This is a genomic window from Streptomyces sp. NPDC096040, from assembly GCF_040303265.1.
Taxonomy (GTDB): Bacteria; Actinomycetota; Actinomycetes; order Streptomycetales; family Streptomycetaceae; genus Streptomyces.
Genome location: NZ_JBEOTA010000002.1, coordinates 211,862 through 229,964 on the forward strand (window position 1 = coordinate 211,862; position 18,103 = coordinate 229,964).

Genomic DNA, 18,103 nt, shown 5'->3' on the forward strand with positions numbered 1-18,103 from the left:
TCTGCCCGGCCGGTCCGACACTCGGCCGCCTCCTTCCGGGATTCCGCGCGCGCCGCTCGCAGAGCGGGAGCAGACGGCGACCCGGCCCGGGCATATGCGGTCCGGGCGGCGGTGGTCGGCGCGCAGCGGCCGCAGCGTGGCCGGACAGGTGTTCATGCTGCAGGTGGTGATCGTGCTGCTGCTCGTCGTGTCGGCTGTGGTGGCACAGGTCCTCCAGGTACGGCACGACAGCAGTACGGAGGCCCGCAACCGGTCCGTGGCCGTCGCCGAGTCCTTCGCCAACGCGCCCGGTACCGCCGCCGCGCTGCTGCTGCCGGACCCGACGGCCGTGCTCCAGCCGAAGGCCGAGGCGGCCCGCAAGGCGACCGGTGTGGACTTCATCGTCGTCATGAACACCGAGGGGATCCGCTACACGCACCCGAAGCCGGACCGCATCGGGAAGAAGTTCGTCGGGGACATCGGGCCCGCGCTGGCCGGCGGCACCGTCACCCAGGAGGTGAAGGGCACCATCGGGGAGCTGGTGCAGGCCGTGGTCCCGGTCAGGGACGCCGGCGGCAAGGTGGTGGGGCTGGTGGCGGCCGGCATCACCACCGCGCACGTGGGCGGCACCGCCGACCAGCAGCTGCCGCTGCTGCTGGCCTCGGCCGCTGCCGCACTGGCCCTGGCGACCGGGGGCACTGCGCTGGTCAGCCGCCGCCTCAGACGTCAGACACACGGTCTCGGTCCGGATGAGATGACCCGCATGTACGAGCACCACGACGCGGTGCTGCACTCCGTGCGGGAGGGGGTGCTGATCGTCGGCGGCGACGGCCGGCTGATCCTCGCCAACGACGAGGCACAGCGTCTGCTGGACCTGCCCGCGGACGCCGAACGCCGCCGGGTCCGGGACCTCGGCCTGGACAGAGACACCGCGGAGCTGATCGCCTCGGGGCGGATGGCCACCGACGAGGTGCACCTGGTCAAGGACCGGCTGCTGGCCGTCAACCAGCGCCCCATCGAGGTGCGCGGTGGGCCGCCCGGCAGTGTCATCACCCTGCGCGACTCCACCGAGCTGCGCGCCCTCTCCGGGCGCGCCGAGGTGGCCCGCGAGCGCCTGAACATGCTGTACGACGCCGGAGTGGGCATCGGTACCAGCCTGGATGTCACCCGCACCGCCGAGGAACTGGCGGAGCTGGCCGTGCCCCGGTTCGCGGACTACGCCGCCATCGACCTGTACGACGCGGTCCTCAAGGGCGAGGAGCCCAAGCCCGGGGACACGGTGCGCCGGGTGGCGTTCGCCGGGCTGCGCAAGGACGCCCCGCTGTACCAGGTCGGCGAGCGGATCCGTTTCGTGCCGTCCTCGCCGCAGGCCCGCTGTCTGGCGACCGGTGAGTCCGTCGTGGAGCCGCGGCTCCGGGACGCGCCCGGCTGGCGGGCCCAGGACGTGGAAGTCGCCGGCCGGATCCTGGAATTCGGCATCCATTCGCTGATCACGGTGCCGCTGCGGGCCGGGAACCTGGTGCTGGGGGTGGCCAACTTCTGCCGTTCGGAGAAGCTCGCGCCGTTCGACACGGAGGAACTGGCCCTCGCGGAGGAACTGGTGGCCCGGGCTGCCGTCTCCATCGACAACGCCCGCCGCTACACCCGCGAGCACAGCATGGCGGTGGCCCTCCAGCGCAGTCTGCTGCCGCGCAGCCTGCCCGAGCAGAGCGCCCTGGAGATCGCCTACCGCTATCTGCCGGCGCAGGCGGGCGTGGGCGGCGACTGGTTCGACGTGCTGCCGCTGTCCGGGGCGCGGGTGGCGCTGGTGGTCGGGGACGTCGTGGGGCACGGGTTGCACGCGGCGGCGACCATGGGGCGGCTGCGCACGGCCGTGCACAACTTCGCGGCGCTGGACATGACACCCGACGAACTGCTGAGCCTGCTGGACGAGCTGGTGGGCCGTATCGACCAGGACGAGACCCCCACGGACAGCACGGCCCCGGTCACGGGCGCGACCTGTCTGTACGCGATCTACGACCCGGTCTCCCGGCGCTGCACGGTGGCCCGGGCCGGTCATCCGCCGCCGGCGCTGCTCAGGCCGGACGGCACTGTGGAGTTCCCGGACGTGCCGACCGGTCCGCCGCTGGGAGTGGGCGGACTGCCCTTCGAGACGGCCGACCTGGAGCTGCCCGAGGGCAGCAGCCTGGTCCTGTACACCGACGGGCTGGTCGAGGACCGGCAGCGGGACATCGACGAGGGGCTCGAACTGCTCGCCGGTGCCCTGGAGTCGGCGGCCGGCGGGGCCCCCGAGGAGACCTGTGCTGCCGTCCTGGAGCGGTTGCCGGCCCGCCCCAGCGACGACGTGGCGCTGATCGTCGCCCGCACCCGGGCGCTCGGCGCGGACCAGGTCGCCGAGTGGCAGGTGCCGGCCGACCCGGCGGCCGTCTCCGAGGTGCGGTCCAAGGTGACCCGTCAGCTCGCGGACTGGGACCTGGACGAGCTGTCGTTCACCACCGAACTGATCCTCAGCGAGCTGGTCACCAACGCCATCCGCTACGGCCGCGCGCCCATCGGGGTACGGCTGCTCCGCGACCGGACGCTGATCTGCGAGGTCTCCGACGCCAGCACCACCTCGCCGCATCTGCGGTACGCGGCGAGCACCGACGAGGGCGGCCGGGGGCTGTTCCTGGTCGCGCAGATGGCCGAGCGCTGGGGCACCCGGTACACGCCCGCCGGCAAGGTCATCTGGGCGGAGCAGCCGCTGCCCTGATCCACAAGACACACCCCCCTCGCACCATTGTGTTGAGGACACGTCACCCCGCGGGTGATGATCTCCGTTGTCTTCTCGCGCCGCAGTCGCCGCCCGAAGTCCGCCGAACTCGTCAAGGCCTGGGAGTGCCTGGACTCCGGGGATCTTCCCGCAGCGGTACGGCGGTTGCGGGCCGCCGGGGAGGACGTGCCGGTCGCCGAGGTGGCCCTCGTGGTCGAGCGGGCCGCCCAGGCTGCGGGTTTCGACGATCTCGAACAGGCCGCCGCCGCGCTCGCCGCCCGGCCCGACCATGCCCAGAACCTCTTCCACTTCCGGTACGCGTGTGTCGGACGCGGCCTGGCCTTCCTGGCGATCCCGCCGCTGCGCACGGTGCTGAGCCACAACCCGGGTGCGCTGATGGTCCTGCGGGAGCTGGTCTCGGCGTACGAGCGCGAGGAGCGCCACCAGGAGGCGATGGCCAAACGGCCCGGCACGAGGACGGGTTCGCCGACTGGCCGGACCGGTGTCTGCTGGTCTACAACGCGATCATGGCGGGCGATCTCGGCATGGCCCGCCGTCAGCACGCGCTGCTGCCCGAGCCGGAGGACGCGCGGTGGCTGCCCGCACGGGACCGCCGGACCCGGATGCTGGAGCGGGCCGCCGCCCTCGGCGAGCCGTCGGATCTGCGCGACCGGCAGTATGTGATCGGCGATCAGGTGCTGGGCACGCTCTCGCCCTTCGGCTTCGCCGCCGGTACGGCGGGCCGCTACGCCTGGCTCCAGGACAGCCCCGAGCTGTGTCTGGCTGGCCTGCGGCGGCCGGCCACCCTCCTGTACACGAGGCGGGCGAACCGGCGCTCGGTGTCCCTGCTGCCCGACCGCGGCTCGCCGGTCCTTGGCCTGGCCGCCGCCGAGGTGCTGCACCTGCCGGCCGAGCCGGACTGGCCCGACACCGTCGTCGTGGCGTACGACCTCAACGAGCCGGCCGTGCACCCCTCGGGTCCGGAGATCATCGGGGCCCTCTTCGAGCGTGCGCCGGGTCAGATGCTGCACGAGCATGCGAGCTGCTGGACGGGCACCCCCGGCCGTCACCGCCGACAGCATCGGTCTGCCGCACCAGTCGGTGGTGGCCTCGTGGGGCGAGCGGCTGGGGGTCGGCGAGAACGGCGGGGCCGAGCGGGCGGCGGCCAACGAGGGGGACGGCGAGGGGCCGGCCGACACGGACGAGGCGTTCGCCGCGTTCGCCGAGTCCGTCCGGGACACCTGGCTCACCGGTGACCCGGGCGGGCGTCAACTCGGCCGGTCCGGTGAGCAGTTCACGTTTCGTGTGAACCTCAGCCGAGCGCCCGGTCCAGGTTGAAGGCCGCGCTGATCAGGGAGAGATGGGTGAACGCCTGCGGGAAGTTGCCCTGTTGCTCGCCGGTGCGGCCGATCTCCTCGGCGTACAGGCCGAGATGGTTGGCGTAGGTGAGCATCTTCTCGAAGGCGAGCCTGGCCTCGTCCACACGTCCGGCGCGCACCAGGGCCTCCACGTACCAGAAGGAGCAGATGGAGAAGGTGCCCTCGTCGCCGCGCAGCCCGTCGGGGCTGGCCTGCGGGTCGTAGCGGTAGACGAGGGAGTCGGAGACCAGGTCCTCGCCCAGGGCGTCCAGGGTGGAGAGCCACTTGGGATCGGTCGGCGCGATGAACTTGGCCAGGGGCATCATGAGGAGCGAGGCGTCCAAGACGTCCCCGCCCTCGTACTGGACGAAGGCGCCGCGCCGCTCCGACCAGCCGCGGTCCATGATCCGCCGGTAGATGGCGTCCCTGGCGCCCTGCCAGCGGGCCAGGTCGGCGGGTAGGCCGCGCCGGTTCGCGAGGCGGATCGCCCGCTCGACGGCGACCCAGCACATCACCCGCGAGTAGAGGAAGTTCTTGCGGCCGCCACGGGTCTCCCAGACACCCTCGTCGGGCTGGTCCCAGTTGTCGCAGACCCACTCGACGAGATGGGTGACGTCGTCCCACTGAGCGCTGGAAATGGGCTGGGCCCACTTGTCGTAGAGGTAGATCGAGTCGATGAGGGCGCCGTAGATGTCCAGCTGGAGCTGGTCTGCCGCGGCGTTGCCGACGCGTACCGGGGCGGATCCGCAGTGGCCCTCCAGATGCGGGAGCACGCGTTCGGACAGGTCGGTGCGGCCGTCGATGCCGTACATGATCTGCAGCGGTCCTGAGGCGGCGCCGTCGCCGTGGCTGATGTAGGTGGTCAGGAACTTCATGAAGGCCTCGGCCTCGCCGGAGAAGCCGAGCCGTAGCAGGGCGTAGACGGCGAACGCGGCGTCGCGGATCCAGACGTAGCGGTAGTCCCAGTTGCGTTCGCCGCCGAACTGCTCCGGGAGGCTGGTGGTGGGAGCGGCCACGATCGCACCGGTGGGCGCGTAGGTGAGCAGCTTCAGGGTGAGCGCAGAGCGGTGCACCATCTCACGCCAGCGGCCCCGGTAGCGGGACCGGGACAGCCAGCGCCGCCAGTAGCGGACCGTGGCCTCGAACTGGCGCTCGGCCTCGGCGTGGGCGCAGCCACGCGGGGCGATGTGGTCGCCGGCCTGGTCGAGGGCGAAGACCGCGGACTCGCCCTCGGCGAGTTTGAAGTCGGCGTGGGCGTCGGGGCCGTCGCTCTCCATGACCACCGTGGAGGTGAGCGCCAGGGAGATCACCTCGGACTCGAAGAGGGCGGTGCCGTCGAGCAGGCGCAGGGTGTGCGCGTCGGCGCCGTAGTTGAAGCGGGGCGCCACCCGGACCCGGAAGGGGACGGTGCCGCGCACACAGATCACCCGGCGGATGAGCCGGTGCCGCTCGCCGTCCCCGGACTCGCCGGTGACGGGCATGAAGTCCTGGACCTCGCCGACGCCCTCCTCGGTGAAGAACCGGGTGATCAGCACGTTGGTGTCCGGGAAGTAGAACTGCTTGGTCCGGGCCGGGACGGCCGGGGCCAGCGCGAAGCGACCGCCGCGCTCGGCGTCCAGCACGGCCGCGAAGACGCTGGGGGCGTCGAACGACGGACAGCAGTACCAGTCGATGGTGCCGTCGCTGCCGACCAGGGCCACAGTGCGCAGATCGCCGATCAGCCCGTGCTCGGCGATCGGCAGGTAGCGGGGGCTACCGGGCGCATTCTGACAGAACCGCTGTTCGATCATCGCGGCGGCCTCCCCGGAACGGATGTATGGGCACAGTACATCTTAAAAAGGATAATTTCCTTCCCGTGCCGGGTATCGGGCCGGGAAGGAGCCCCTGGCCGCTCGGGATGCGGGGTGCGGCCGGGCGGGCAATTGTGAGAGTGTGCACCCCGCTCCGCGAAGGAGGGACCATGTCGACCACAGAACCCGAAGCGTCCCGGTCGTCCGACGACCGCGCCACCCCGGACTTCCTGCTGCACAGCGCCCCCGGCACCGGGGTGGCGCCCGAAGACCTGGTGATGGCGTCGGGCCGGGACGTCACCCCGGCCACGCTGGAATGGGCCAGGAAGAAGATGGAGCGCGAGGGGCCGAACTGCGTCGAGAGGCTCCTGCCCTGAGGAGAGACGGTTGACGCTGGACAGGCGCCGCCTCCTCGGACTGCTCGGATCGGCGGGCGTGGTGCCCGCCGTACACACGGCGCGGCCCGCTCCCGCCGTCGTCGTCACGTCCACGGGCGGCGACGGCGAGGATCACGAGCGGTTCATGAGAGCTGCGGTCGACCAGGCGCGCCGCAACCCTCGCTACCCCTTCGGCGCGGTGCTCGTGGGCTCGGGCCGGGTCCTGGGACGGGGGGCCAACACCTCGGCCGAGAACCGACGGACCACGGGGAGACGGTCGCCATGGCGGACTGTGTGCGCCGGGTCGGCAACCACGGGTGGCCGCGCGACCAGCCTGTACGCGACCGGGGAGCCGTGTGCCATGTGCATGAGCGCCTGCACCCTGCGCCTGGGCCGGGGTGGGCCAGGTCGTCTGGGGCACCTCGATCGAGGGGCTCGGCCGCACCGGACTGGTCCAGATCGCCATCCCGGCGCGGGAAGTGGCCGCCGCGGCCAGGTCCTTCTACTCCCTCGGCTGCACGCGGGCGTGCCGGCCGGGACGACGGACGCGCTGTTCCGGCGGGCCCAGATCCTGCGCGGGAACCGGGCGGGCGGGGCGCCCTGAGCCGGCCGAGGTGCGCGGGACGCCCAACGGCCCGGGACCGTACCCGATTTCATACGAAGGTTGCCCGTTCAGCCTTTCGAAGCGGGGCCGCGTGCTGACAGACTTCGCAGGGTGCCCGACTTCGACATGCTCGTCATCGGATCCGGACCCGGCGGCCAGAAAGCCGCCATCGCCGCGGCCAAGCTGGGCCGCCGGGTCGCCGTGGTCGACAGCCCCGAGATGGTCGGCGGTGTGTCCATCCACACCGGCACCATCCCCTCCAAGACCCTGCGCGAGGCGGTCCTCTACCTGACCGGTCTCACCCAGCGCGATCTCTACGGTCAGAGCTACCGGCTCAAGGAGGACATCACCGTCGCCGACCTGACCGCACGCACCCAGCACGTGGTCAGCCGCGAGGTGGACGTCGTCCGCAACCAGCTCTCCCGCAACCACGTCACCCTCTGCTCCGGCACCGGCCGGTTCGTCGACCCGCACACCGTCGCCCTGCGCGAACCGAACGGCGACGAACGGCTGTTGAGCGCGGAGCACATCGTCATCGCCACCGGCACCCGGCCGGCCCGCCCGGACAGCGTCGAGTTCGACGGCCGCACCATCATGGATTCGGACAACGTGCTGTCGCTGGAGCGGGTGCCGCGCTCCATGGTGATCGTGGGTGCCGGTGTGATCGGCATGGAGTACGCCTCGATGTTCGCGGCGCTCGGCAGCAAGGTCACCGTGGTGGAGAAGCGCGCGGGCATGCTCGACATGTGCGACGTCGAGGTCGTCGAGTCGCTGAAGTACCACCTCAGGGACCTGGCCGTCACCTTTCGGTTCGGCGAGACCGTAGCCGCCGTCGAGCGGCACCCCCGGGGCACGCTGACCGTGCTGGAGAGCGGCAAGAAGATACCGGCGGACACGGTGATGTACTCGGCGGGCCGGCAGGGCCTGACCGACGGACTCGACCTGGACAAGGCGGGCCTGTCCGCGGACCGGCGTGGGCGGATCACGGTGGACGAGCATTACCGCACCGAGGTGCCGCACATCTACGCCGTCGGCGATGTCATCGGCTTCCCGGCGCTCGCCGCGACCTCCATGGAACAGGGCCGGGTCGCCGCGTACCACGCCTACGGGGAACCGGTTGGGCAGATGGACAACCTGCAGCCGATCGGGATCTACACCATCCCGGAGATCAGCTTCGTCGGCCGGACCGAGGACCAACTCACCGAGGAGTGCGTGCCGTTCGAGGTCGGGGTGGCCCGCTACCGGGAGCTGGCCCGGGGCCAGATCATCGGCGACTCGCACGGGATGCTCAAGCTCCTGGTCTCCCCCGGCGACCGGCGGCTGCTCGGTGTGCACTGCTTCGGTACCGGCGCGACAGAACTGATCCATATCGGTCAGTCGGTGATGGGCTGCGGCGGCACGGTCGACTACCTGGTGGATGCCGTGTTCAACTACCCGACGCTGGCGGAGTCTTACAAGGTCGCGGCCCTGGACGCCACCAACAAGCTGCGGCAGCTCGACCGGCTGGAGGACTGAGGGCGTTCAGGAACGGCTGCTGCCGGTGTGAGAGTTGGCCCCTTCAAGTGGCATATGTGATTACCGGTCGGTCAGCTTGAAAGGTCAAAGAGGGCCGCTATCATCACACCCACACACGCGGTGTGACCGTCTGCCGACTCTCGGCATGCGGCCCTCACCACCCCTCTCTTTCTTCTGACCGGCCCCTGACCCGAGGCCATCCCTCTCCGGGTTCGAGGACGGTCGCGCACCCCCCACCCGTACCGCCGCGGGTCGCACTCCCGTGCGCCGTGCACGACCGGAAAGCAGCACAACCATGAGCAACATCAGGGGCAGAGGGCTTCAAGCCAACGCCCTCGGAACGTTCGACACCGTGGTGATGGCCGTAGCGGGCAGCGCACCGGCGTACTCGCTGGCCGCGACCACCGCGGTCCTGGTGGGGGCGGTGGGTCTGGCCAGTCCGGCCGCGCTGCTGTGGTGCGCGATACCGATGCTGGGCATCGCGCTGGCCTTCAGCTATCTCGGCCGGATCGACGTGAACGCGGGCGCGAGCTACTCCTGGGTGGGCCGCACCCTGCACCCCTTCCTCGGCTTCGTCAGCGGCTGGGCGCTGGTGGTGTCGGCGACCATCTTCATGGTGGCCGGTTCACTGCCCGCCGGCTCGATGACGCTGTCCCTGTTCGACGCGGGCCTCGCCGACAACGTGGCGCTGTCGACGGTGGTCGGGGCCGTCTGGTTCCTGGTCATGCTGGCGGTGGTGCTCGGCGGCGCCCGGCTCACGGTCCGCGCCCAGCTGCTGATGTCGGGCATCGAGCTGGCGATCCTGCTGCTGTTCGCGGTGCTGGCCCTCTTCCACACCGGCAACGCCCGCGCCTTCGACTGGTCGTGGCTCGGCTTCAGCCACTTCGACGGCGTCTCCGGCTTCGCCTCGGGCGCGCTGATCGCCGCGTTCTACTACTGGGGCTGGGACGTCACCAGCAACCTCAGCGAGGAGACCCGCAACTCCCGCCGCACGACCGGACTGGCGGGCCTGATCGGCGTCGGCATCGTCTTCGCGCTGTTCGAGGTGTTCACCATCGCCGTGAACGTCATCCTGTCCTCGGACCAGATCGCGAAGAACGACGCCAACGTGCTGGCCTTCCTCGGTGAGGAGATCTGGCCGGGCTGGGGCGGCAAGCTGCTGATCGTCGCCGTGATGCTGTCCACCATCGCCACCCTGGAGACGACCCTCATCCAGGTCACCCGCTCGCTGTTCGCCATGGGCCGCGACCGCACGATGCCGGCCGCGCTGGGCAGGGTGCACCGCACCTGGAACACCCCGTACGTGGCGATCGCCGTGGTCGGCGGGGTGGCGCTGGTGATGTTCATCGCCTCCAACGCGCTGGGCTCGGTGCGCGAGATCCTCTCCGACGCCATCTCGGCGATCGGCCTCCAGATCGCCGTCTACTACGGTCTCGCGGGCCTCGCCGTGGTCGTCGCCTACCGCAAGATGCTGTTCAGGTCCGCGGGCAACTTCCTGCTCGGCGGGGTGTGGCCGCTGCTCGGCGCGGTCTTCATGTTCTGGATCTTCGTCGAGTCGCTCAGTCAGCTGAGCACCGCGGCGATCGCGATCGGTATCGGTGGTCTGGCCGTCGGCCTGATCCCGATGCTCTGGTACTGGAAGCAGGGCAGCGACTACTACCGGCCTGCCAAGCTGGACGCCACCCGCACGGTCGAGGCCGACTACGTGCTCGACGACCACACCCCCGCACAGGCCCAGGCTTACGAAGGCCTCCCCACGGATTTCTGAGGTGCGAGCCCGATGGCGCGAGACCGCTTCGCCCCCGACTTCGACCCGGACTGCGGGGACGCCGCCCTCACCTCGGCCCGTCAGGACATCGTCATCGGCCGCTGGCAGGGCCTGAGGGACCTGCTGCGGGCCACCGGCCCGGACTGGCTCGTCCGCGGGCACCGGGTGCGGCTGCTGGCGCAGGCCTGCGCGCGCAGTTCGACGGCGGAGTCCTGGCTGGCCACCGAACCGCACGGCGCCGACGCGCTGGTACTGCGGGCGGCGACCGAGACGGCCCGGGCGTTCACCCTGGCCATCTCGGCGGGCCGGGGTGCCCCGATGGACCGGTCCAGGATCGACGCCGCCGTGCTGGCCTGCCTGGCGGCCGCGGAGGCCTACCCGCAGGATCCGACCCCCTGGGTCTCCCTGATCTCGGTGGCGCGCCTGTATCCGACCGGGGTGCGCCGGCAGGAACTCGCCCGCTGGTGGGACGAGTTGCACCGGCGCGACCCGTACAACGTGGAGGGCCATCTCCAGGTGCTCCACTACTACTCCGCACGCTGGCACGGCACGCACGGCCTGATGTACGACTTCGCCCGGGACGCGGCCGGGGTCGGCCCGCCCGGCTGCCCGCTGCCGGTCCTGGTGCAGTACGCCCGTGTCGAGGAGTTCCGTTTCGCCCTGGACGGGGCGAAGGGACAGCAGACCTCGGTGGGGCACGGCCAGCACTGGAAGCACGACGGCGCGGTCAGCGACGTACGGCGCACCTGGGAGCGCTGGATCGCCCAGCGCGGCGAGGAGCCCGTCGCTCCCGGCGAACTGCGTGACCTCAACTACCTGACGCACGCGGCCTGTCAGGCGGGGGTCACGGACATCGCCTCGGCCCTGCTGCGGCTCCAGGGGCGGCGGGCGACCCGCACCCCGTGGTCGTACACCGGCGACGCGGAGAAGCAGATCCTCAAGTGGCGGGCGGATCTGAAGATCCGCGGCTGAGGGGGGCGGCCTACGCCTCGGTCTGCTCGGCGGGCCGGGCGAGGCCCGTCGTCCACTTCTCCTCGATGCGGCCCGCCTTCCAGATCAGCAGGGCGATCACCCAGGTGGCGAAGAACAGGCCGACGATGACGAAGCCCACGGTGTTGAGGTCGAGGCCCGAGACCCAGTCCCAGAAGGCGCCGTGCAGGTCCAGCTTGTCGGCGAGGAGGCCGAGGAGCTCCACCGTGCCGATGATCAGGGCGACGGCGACGGACAGACCGGTGATGGTGAGGTTGTAGTAGACCTTGCGAACCGGCTTGGAGAACGCCCACTCGTAGGCGAAGTTCATGAACGAGCCGTCGATGGTGTCGAGCAGCGACATACCGGCCGCGAACAGCACCGGCAGGGTCAGGATGGCGTACCAGGGCAGACCGGAGGCGGCGCCGGAGCCGGCCAGGACCAGCAGGGCGATCTCCGTGGCGGTGTCGAAACCGAGGCCGAACAGCAGGCCCAACGGGTACATCTGCCAGGGCTTGCTGATCGAGCCGGTGACCCGGCCGAGGAAGCGGTTCATGAAGCCGCGGTTGTTCAGCTGTGTCTCCAGGGCGGCCTCGTCGTAGGCGCCGGAGCGCATCTGCCGGAACACCTTCCAGATGCCGGCCAGGATGACGAGGTTGATGCCGGCGATGAGGTAGAGGAAGGTCCCGGAGACCGTCGTACCGATGAGGCCGGTGACGTCGTGGAGGTGCGAGTCGTCGTCCTGGACGGGTCCGGCCAGGGTCTTCATGCCGAGCGAGAGCAGGAGGGCGAGGCCGAAGACGATGCTGGAGTGGCCGAGGGAGAACCAGAAGCCGACCGACAGCGGGCGCTGCCCCTCGCCCATCAGCTTGCGGGTGGTGTTGTCGATCGCCGCGATGTGGTCGGCGTCGAAGGCGTGCCGCATGCCCAGGGTGTACGCGGTGACGCCGATGCCGATGCCGAAGGACTCCTTGCCGACGCTGAAGTGCTGCGGCGCGATGATCCCGACCAGGGTGCCCCAGCCGATGACGTGCAGGGCGAGCACGAAGGAGGCCATCCCGCCGACCCTGATCCACTCCTGCCGTGTCATGGAGCCCCGGACACGGTGCCAGGCCGAGCGCTTGGTCTCGGCCTGGGCGGGGAGGGACGGAGCGGAACCAGGGGCGGCCGTCATCGGGAGGTGGCATCCTTCGGTCGAGCTTCGAGCAGCTGCCGTCGGCAGCCTTGTGCCATCTTTCCGTACTTGCAATTCGTTCGCATTAAAGCCGGCGACAGACCTTTCCCATGAGAACCCCATGGGACGGTAAAGGGGCGGTTGGGGTGATCACTCGGCCGGCAGGCGGGTCACAGCGCCCGGCGCCGGACCAGCACCCCGAGCACCAGCAGGCCGGGCAGCAGCGGCAGCCACATGGTCAGCAACCGGTAGCCGAGCACGGCTGAGGCTGCCGCGGCGGCCGGGGTTCCGGAGGCGGTCAGGGCGAAGGCGAGGGCCGCGTCGAGCGAGCCGAGGCCGCCCGGGGTGGGCAGCAGGGCGGCGGCGCCGCTGGCGGCGAGGTAGAGCAGCGCCACCCGGGCCGGGGACAGCGGGAGTTCGACGGCCCGGGTCACGGCGATGAGGACCAGGGCGTGCAGCCCGGCGAAGGCGACGGAGCCGCCCCACAGCGCGGCCGCGCGGACGGGGCGGCCGTGCAGGGCCCGGATGTCGGCGGCCACGGCGGTCACCGCACCCCGGCAGCGGGCCCACACCCGGACCCGGAGCAGGACGACGAGCAGTGCGGCCGCGGCGGTCACGGCGAGCAGCACGGCCACGGACACATGCGGGATCCGCAGCAGCCCCGGACAGGCCGGGGCGAGGACGGCGATCAGGACCAGGCGGACCACGGCACCGGCGGCGGCCTTGACTGCCAGGGCCGACGCACCACGGCCCGCCGGGAGTCCGCAGCGCATCAGGAAGCGCAGGTTCACCGCGCCCGCACCGAGCCCCGCGGGCAGCAGGTGGTTGGCGGCCGAGGCCGCGAACTGCGCGGCGACCAGGCGCCCGCCGGGCAGCCCTTGGGCGACCGCGCCCTGCTGGGCGAGGGCCGAGGCCGCCCAGGTCCCGGCCGCCGCCAGGGCCGCCACGAGCAGCCAGCCCTGGTCGGCGACGGCGAGCCGGAGCGCCCCGTGTTCCACGGTCGGCCAGTGCCGCCGGAGCAGCCAGCCCGCACCGGTCAGCAGGGCGAGGCAGAGACCGGTCTGCCAGTAGACACCTCGGCGGCCCGTGACGGGCGTGGCGTTCACGTTCGGGACCATCGAGGCACCCACCCCTGTTCCCTTACAGCTCGCAGGACCGTCCTTGAGCTTCAGGGACAAAGACTGACAAACTAACCAGAATTACTGGTGGAGGCCGCGCAGGTACGTCCATACGAACGGCGGCACTACGCGCTGTAAGGTTGTGCCATGGCTGGCACAGGGTCCCGCGGCAGGGCGGAGCGGCGCAGCGCCGGAGAGCTGGAGAGCGAAGTGCTGGCAGCCCTGTGGGCGACCGAACGCCCGTTGACCCCCGCCGAGATCCAGTCCGAGATCGGCGGGGGACTCGCGTACAACACGGTCCACACCATCCTCAAACGGCTCTACGACAAAGGGCTGGTGCTGCGGGACGCCGACGGGCGACGCGGTGCCTACCGGCCGGCGAAGAACGCCGCCGAGCTGACCGCCGAGGCCATGCACGAGGCCCTGGACCGGGGGCCTGACCCGATCGCCGCCCTTCAGCAGTTCGTGTCCGGACTGAGTGCGGAGGAGGAGCGGGCGCTGCGCAATCTGTTCGCCGGGGGCGCGGCATGAGGTTCGACGTCTACACCCCGCTGCTGGTCTCCCTGCTGCTGCCGTCGGTCAGTGGGCTGATCGGCCGCCGGGTGGCCCCGGCGCTGGCCGCGCGTGTGCTGACCTCCGCCGCCGTACTGACCGCCGCCGCGACCACCTGGTCCCTGGTGCTGCTGACCACCGCCCTGCTCGGCGACGCGCCGCCGGTGATCCGGGAGGCCCACGAGGACGGCCGCCCGCTCACCGACCCGGTGCCCGAGGTGATCGGCGTCGCCGCCTGCCTCACGCTGGCCGTGGTGGTGTGGCGGGTGCAGCGGGCGGTTCGGGCCGAGCGCCGGACCCGGCGGGCGCTGCGCCGGCTGTGCGAGGGGCATCCCGGAGACACCGAGCTGGTGGTGGCCGCCTGCGAGGTGCCGCAGGCGTTCGCGATCCCGGGCCGGCCCGGCCGGATCCTGGTCACCTCGGCGATGCTGAGCGCGCTGGCACCGGCCGAGCGGCGGGTGCTGCTGGCCCATGAGCGGGCCCATCTGACGCACCGGCACGGCCGTATGGTGACGGCGGCGACCCTCGCCGCGGCCGCCAACCCGCTGCTCGGCCCGGTCCGTGCGGCCGTGACCTTCCTGGTGGAGCGGTGGGCGGACGAGGAGGCGGCGACCGAGGTCGGGGACCGCGGGACCACCGCCCGGGCGCTGGCCCGGGCGGCGCTCAGCGCGGGCCGGGGCCGCCCGTCCTGCGCCCTGAACTTCACGGACCGCGCGGTCACCCGCCGGATCGCCGCCCTGCAGACCACTCCTCCCCCGCACCTGTGGCTCGCCGCGGCGGCCGTTCTCGCGCTGGGCGCTCTGGCGGCGCTGTTCGCGGTGGACGCGACAGGCGATCTGATCGGTCTGCTCTTCAACGCGCTCACGTGAAGTGCCCCGTTTTCAGGGGCGTGGGGAACTGCGCGACCAGCCACGACGGCGCCGCGGACGAACGATCGCGCATCTTTTCGGATTGCGCCGCAGGGCTGCGGATGCGTTGCAGAGTGCCGGTGGGTTGTGGCCGGTCGCGCAGTTCCCCGCGCCCCTTGCGGGGCGCTGCGGCTCACGCCGGTCGGGTCGGCGCCCGATGTGGCGGTTGTTGCGGTGTCGGTCCCGGGCGCACCGGGGGTACCGCGCGCACCGCAGGACCGTCCGTGCTGACCGTCAGCGGCTCCCCGTGGTGGTGGAGGGTGAGCGGCGGGCCGTCGAGGAGCGAGTACGTCGCCTTGTCGGCGCCGATCTCCACACGCAGTCTGCTGCCGCGCAGTTGCAGGGTGAAGGCGAGGCGGCGCAGCCGCTCGGGCAGCCGGGGCGCGAAGCGGGCGCCGTCGTCGTGGTGGCGCAACCCGCCGAAGCCCGCGACCAGTGCCATCCAGGTGCCGGCGAGGGAGGCGATGTGCAGTCCGTCGCGGGTGTTGTGCTCCAGGTCGTCGAGGTCCATCAGCGCGGCCTCGGCCGTGTAGGCGTGGGCGAGGGTGAGGTGCCCGGCCTGGGCGGCGACGACGGCCTGGCAGCAGGCGGACAGGGAGGAGTCGCGTACGGTCAGCGGCTCGTAGTAGGCGAAGTTGCGGGCGATGTGCTCCTCGTCGAAGAACGCCCCGCAGGTGTACATCGCCAGCACCAGGTCGGCCTGTTTGACGACCTGTTTGCGGTAGAGGTCGAAGTAGGGGAAGTTCAGCAGCAGCGGGTACTGCTCGGGGCTGGTGTTCGCGAAGTCCCACCGCTGGTAGCGGGTGAACCCGGCGTGCTGTTCGTGGACGCCCAGTTCGTGGTTGTAGGGGACGTGAACGGAGTCGGCGGCGTCCCGCCAGGCGGCGCTCTCCTCCGCGTCGACGCCGAGCGCCGCCGCCTGGCGCGGGTGGCGTTCGACGGCGTCGGCGGCGGCCAGCAGGTTCGCCCTCGCCATCAGGTTGGTGTACGTGTTGTCGTCGGCGACCGCGCTGTACTCGTCGGGGCCGGTGACGCCGTCGATGTGGAAGGCGCCGCGGCTGTCGTGGTGCCCGAGCGAACGCCACAGGCGGGCGGTCTCCACGAGCAGTTCGACACCGGTGTCCCGTTCGAAGTCCACATCGCCGGTGGCGGCGACATAGCGGACCACCGCGTCGGCGACGTCGGCGTTGACGTGGAAGGCCGCGGTGCCGGCCGGCCAGTACGCCGAGCCCTCCGAGCCCGCGATGGTCCGCCAGGGGAACGCGGCGCCGTCCAGGCCCAGTTGGGTGGCCCGCTCACGCGCGGCGGGCAGGGTGTTGTAGCGCCAGCGCAGCGCCTCGGCGACGGCGTCGGGGGCGGTGTGGGTGAGCACGGGCAGCACGAACATCTCCGTGTCCCAGAAGGCGTGCCCGTCGTATCCGGAGCCGGTCAGCCCCTTGGCGGGTATCGCGCGCTGTTCGGCGCGGGCCCCGGCCTGCAGCACATGGAAGAGGGCGAACCGGACGGCCTGCTGGACCTCCTCGTCACCGTCCACCTCCACGTCGGCGCGGGACCAGTAGTCGTCCAGGTAGCCGCGCTGTTCGTCGGCGAGGCCCGGCCAGCCCTCGTGCGCGGCGGCCGCGAGCGCCGCGTCCACCTGGTCGGCCATGGCGGGCAGCGAACGCACCCCGGACCAGCCGTGGGCGACGAACTTCTCCACCCGCAGCCGCTCCCCCGGCTCCAGCACGGAGGTGACGGTCAGCCGGGCCACATCGATGTCGCTCTCGGCGTGCGTGGTGGTCCGGCCGGGACCGGCGACCGTGTGGTCGGCGGCGACCGCGACCCGCAGGCCGCTGCGCCGGGTGCGGTGCACCAGGCGCAGCCGGCGCCCGGCGGCGAAGCCGTCCTCCTGCTCCAGCGGTGACTGAAGCGCCACCGCGGCGCGCGGGTCGCCGTTCGCCCCGGGCAGCTGCTCGTTGGCGACCAGCTCGGACTGGATGACGACCCGGCAGCGCCGGTCGACGGCCTCCACCTCGTAGGCGACGGCGGCCACCGCGCGCTGGGTCAGCGACACCAGCCGGGTCGAGCGCACCCGGACGGTGGACCCGGCCGGCGAGGTCCACTCACAGGTCCGCTCCAGAACGCCCCGGCGCAGGTCCAGCACCCGCTCATGGGCGACGAGGCGGCCGTAGCGCAGGTCGAAGGGCTCGTCGTCGACCAGCAGCCGCAGGATCTTGCCGTTGGTGATGTTGATGACGGTCTGCCCGGACTCCGGATAGCCGTAGCCGGCCTCGGCATACGGCAGCGGATGCACCTCGTGCACGCCGTTGAGGTAACTGCCCGGCAGACCGTGCGGCTCGCCCTCGTCGAGGTTGCCGCGCCAGCCGACATGCCCGTTGGACAGCGCGAACACCGACTCGCTCTGCGCGAGCACATCGAGGTCGAGTTCGGTCTCGCGGACCGCCCAGGGCTCCACGGCGTACGACCGTTGGGTGATCACTGCTTGCCTCCCAGTTCGGCGAGGTCCTTCACGACGGTGTCCGCGCCGTGGGCGTACAGGGCGTCCGTCTGCCCGACGCGGTCCACGCCGACGACGTACCCGAAACGGCCGGCTCGACCCGCGTCCATGCCGGCGAGGGCGTCCTCGAAGACGGCGGCGTGGGCGGGCTCGACGCCGAGGTCGTGGGCGGCGGCAAGGAAGGTGTCGGGGTGCGGTTTGCCGGGCAGGTGGCGCTCGGTGGCCACCACCCCGTCGATGCGGACGTCGAAGAAGTGCTCGGCGCCGATCGAGCGCAGCACGTCACGGCAGTTGGCGCTGGAGGAGACGATCGCGGTGCGCAGTCCCCGCGCGCGGACCGCCTCCAGGTAGCGCAGGGTGCCGTCGTAGGCCTCGACGCCGTCGGTGTGGATCTTCTCCAGGAGCAGTTCGTTCTTGCGGTTGCCGAGGCCGTGCACGGTGGCGGCGTCCGGCGGGTCGTCCGGGGTGCCCTCGGGCAGGTGGATGCCGCGGGAGTCGAGGAAGGCGCGGACCCCGTCGGCGCGGGGGCGCCCGTCGACGTATTCGTCGTAGTCGGCGACCGCGTCGAAGGGCCGCTGGCCGTCGTAGCCGCGCAGGAAGGCGTCGAAGGTCTCCTTCCAGGCCGCCGCGTGCACGACGGCCGTCTTGGTGACGACCCCGTCGAGATCGAAGAGGCAGGCCTGGATGGTGTCGGGCAGACCGAGTGCTGTCATGTCCGGCATCTTCCCCATCCGGAGGCTTC

The 18,103-nt window shown here is 71.6% G+C and carries 15 protein-coding genes; 10 read left to right on the top strand and 5 right to left on the bottom strand.

Annotation, left to right across the window (positions count from 1 at the left end; translation table 11 throughout):
* The first annotated feature begins 94 nt into the window (after positions 1–94).
* The 3 genes from ABTY98_RS02800 (at position 95) to ABTY98_RS02810 (ending at position 4,069) form a co-directional block, all read left to right on the top strand.
* Positions 95–2,731, top strand: a complete 2,637-nt coding sequence (locus tag ABTY98_RS02800; protein ID WP_352219215.1) for a SpoIIE family protein phosphatase — start codon at positions 95–97, stop codon at positions 2,729–2,731.
* A 57-nt stretch (positions 2,732–2,788) separates the two neighbouring features.
* On the top strand, positions 2,789–3,415 hold the full coding sequence (locus ABTY98_RS02805; protein WP_352219059.1) for a hypothetical protein: 627 nt from the start codon (positions 2,789–2,791) through the stop codon (positions 3,413–3,415).
* 351 nt (positions 3,416–3,766) lie between these two features.
* Positions 3,767–4,069 (top strand): hypothetical protein, encoded by a 303-nt coding sequence (locus ABTY98_RS02810; RefSeq protein WP_352219060.1) that lies wholly within the window; start codon positions 3,767–3,769, stop codon positions 4,067–4,069.
* Here the strand turns inward: ABTY98_RS02810 and ABTY98_RS02815 are convergent.
* Positions 4,044–5,879, bottom strand: coding sequence for a glycoside hydrolase family 15 protein (locus ABTY98_RS02815; protein ID WP_352219061.1), 1,836 nt, complete (start codon positions 5,877–5,879; stop codon positions 4,044–4,046). The two genes, ABTY98_RS02810 and ABTY98_RS02815, sit on opposite strands and share 26 nt — an antisense overlap.
* Before the next feature lie 170 nt (positions 5,880–6,049).
* Between ABTY98_RS02815 and ABTY98_RS02820 the strand changes: the two genes are divergently transcribed.
* From ABTY98_RS02820 to ABTY98_RS02840, 5 genes are all read left to right on the top strand, one after another.
* Positions 6,050–6,256: a hypothetical protein gene (locus tag ABTY98_RS02820; protein ID WP_352219062.1), complete on the top strand. Its 207-nt coding sequence runs from the start codon at positions 6,050–6,052 to the stop codon at positions 6,254–6,256.
* A 61-nt stretch (positions 6,257–6,317) separates the two neighbouring features.
* Positions 6,318–6,860 (top strand): tRNA-specific adenosine deaminase, encoded by a 543-nt coding sequence (locus tag ABTY98_RS02825; protein WP_352219216.1) that lies wholly within the window; start codon positions 6,318–6,320, stop codon positions 6,858–6,860.
* A 111-nt stretch (positions 6,861–6,971) separates the two neighbouring features.
* Positions 6,972–8,375: a Si-specific NAD(P)(+) transhydrogenase gene (gene sthA / locus ABTY98_RS02830; RefSeq protein ID WP_352219063.1), complete on the top strand. Its 1,404-nt coding sequence runs from the start codon at positions 6,972–6,974 to the stop codon at positions 8,373–8,375.
* A 295-nt stretch (positions 8,376–8,670) separates the two neighbouring features.
* Positions 8,671–10,143: an APC family permease gene (locus ABTY98_RS02835; protein WP_352219064.1), complete on the top strand. Its 1,473-nt coding sequence runs from the start codon at positions 8,671–8,673 to the stop codon at positions 10,141–10,143.
* A gap of 12 nt (positions 10,144–10,155) precedes the next feature.
* Positions 10,156–11,115: a hypothetical protein gene (locus ABTY98_RS02840; RefSeq protein WP_352219065.1), complete on the top strand. Its 960-nt coding sequence runs from the start codon at positions 10,156–10,158 to the stop codon at positions 11,113–11,115.
* 10 nt (positions 11,116–11,125) lie between these two features.
* Here the strand turns inward: ABTY98_RS02840 and nicT are convergent, their stop codons facing one another.
* Together nicT and ABTY98_RS02850 are read right to left on the bottom strand one after the other, a co-directional pair.
* Complete coding sequence (gene nicT / locus ABTY98_RS02845; protein WP_352219066.1) at positions 11,126–12,286, bottom strand: Nickel transporter NicT; 1,161 nt, start codon at positions 12,284–12,286, stop codon at positions 11,126–11,128.
* Positions 12,287–12,456: 170 nt separating this feature from the next.
* Entirely contained in the window at positions 12,457–13,404 is a 948-nt protein-coding gene (locus tag ABTY98_RS02850; RefSeq protein WP_352219067.1) for a lysylphosphatidylglycerol synthase domain-containing protein, read from the bottom strand.
* Positions 13,405–13,551: 147 nt separating this feature from the next.
* On the opposite strand from ABTY98_RS02850, the gene ABTY98_RS02855 reads away from it, so the two are divergent.
* Together ABTY98_RS02855 and ABTY98_RS02860 are read left to right on the top strand one after the other, a co-directional pair.
* Positions 13,552–13,935, top strand: coding sequence for a BlaI/MecI/CopY family transcriptional regulator (locus ABTY98_RS02855; protein WP_352219068.1), 384 nt, complete (start codon positions 13,552–13,554; stop codon positions 13,933–13,935).
* A complete protein-coding gene (locus ABTY98_RS02860) occupies positions 13,932–14,825 on the top strand; it encodes a M56 family metallopeptidase (protein ID WP_352219069.1) in 894 nt (297 codons plus the stop codon). Before ABTY98_RS02855 ends, ABTY98_RS02860 begins: the two co-directional genes overlap by 4 nt.
* Before the next feature lie 172 nt (positions 14,826–14,997).
* On the opposite strand, the gene ABTY98_RS02865 is transcribed toward ABTY98_RS02860, so the two are convergent.
* Both ABTY98_RS02865 and ABTY98_RS02870 read right to left on the bottom strand, forming a co-directional pair.
* Positions 14,998–17,343: a glycoside hydrolase family 65 protein gene (locus ABTY98_RS02865; protein WP_352219070.1), complete on the bottom strand. Its 2,346-nt coding sequence runs from the start codon at positions 17,341–17,343 to the stop codon at positions 14,998–15,000.
* Positions 17,340–18,074 carry an HAD family hydrolase gene (locus ABTY98_RS02870; protein WP_352219071.1) on the bottom strand — a complete coding sequence of 245 codons (735 nt, stop codon included), beginning with the start codon at positions 18,072–18,074 and terminating at the stop codon, positions 17,340–17,342. The genes ABTY98_RS02865 and ABTY98_RS02870 overlap by 4 nt, the downstream gene beginning before the upstream one ends.
* Positions 18,075–18,103 lie beyond the last annotated feature (29 nt).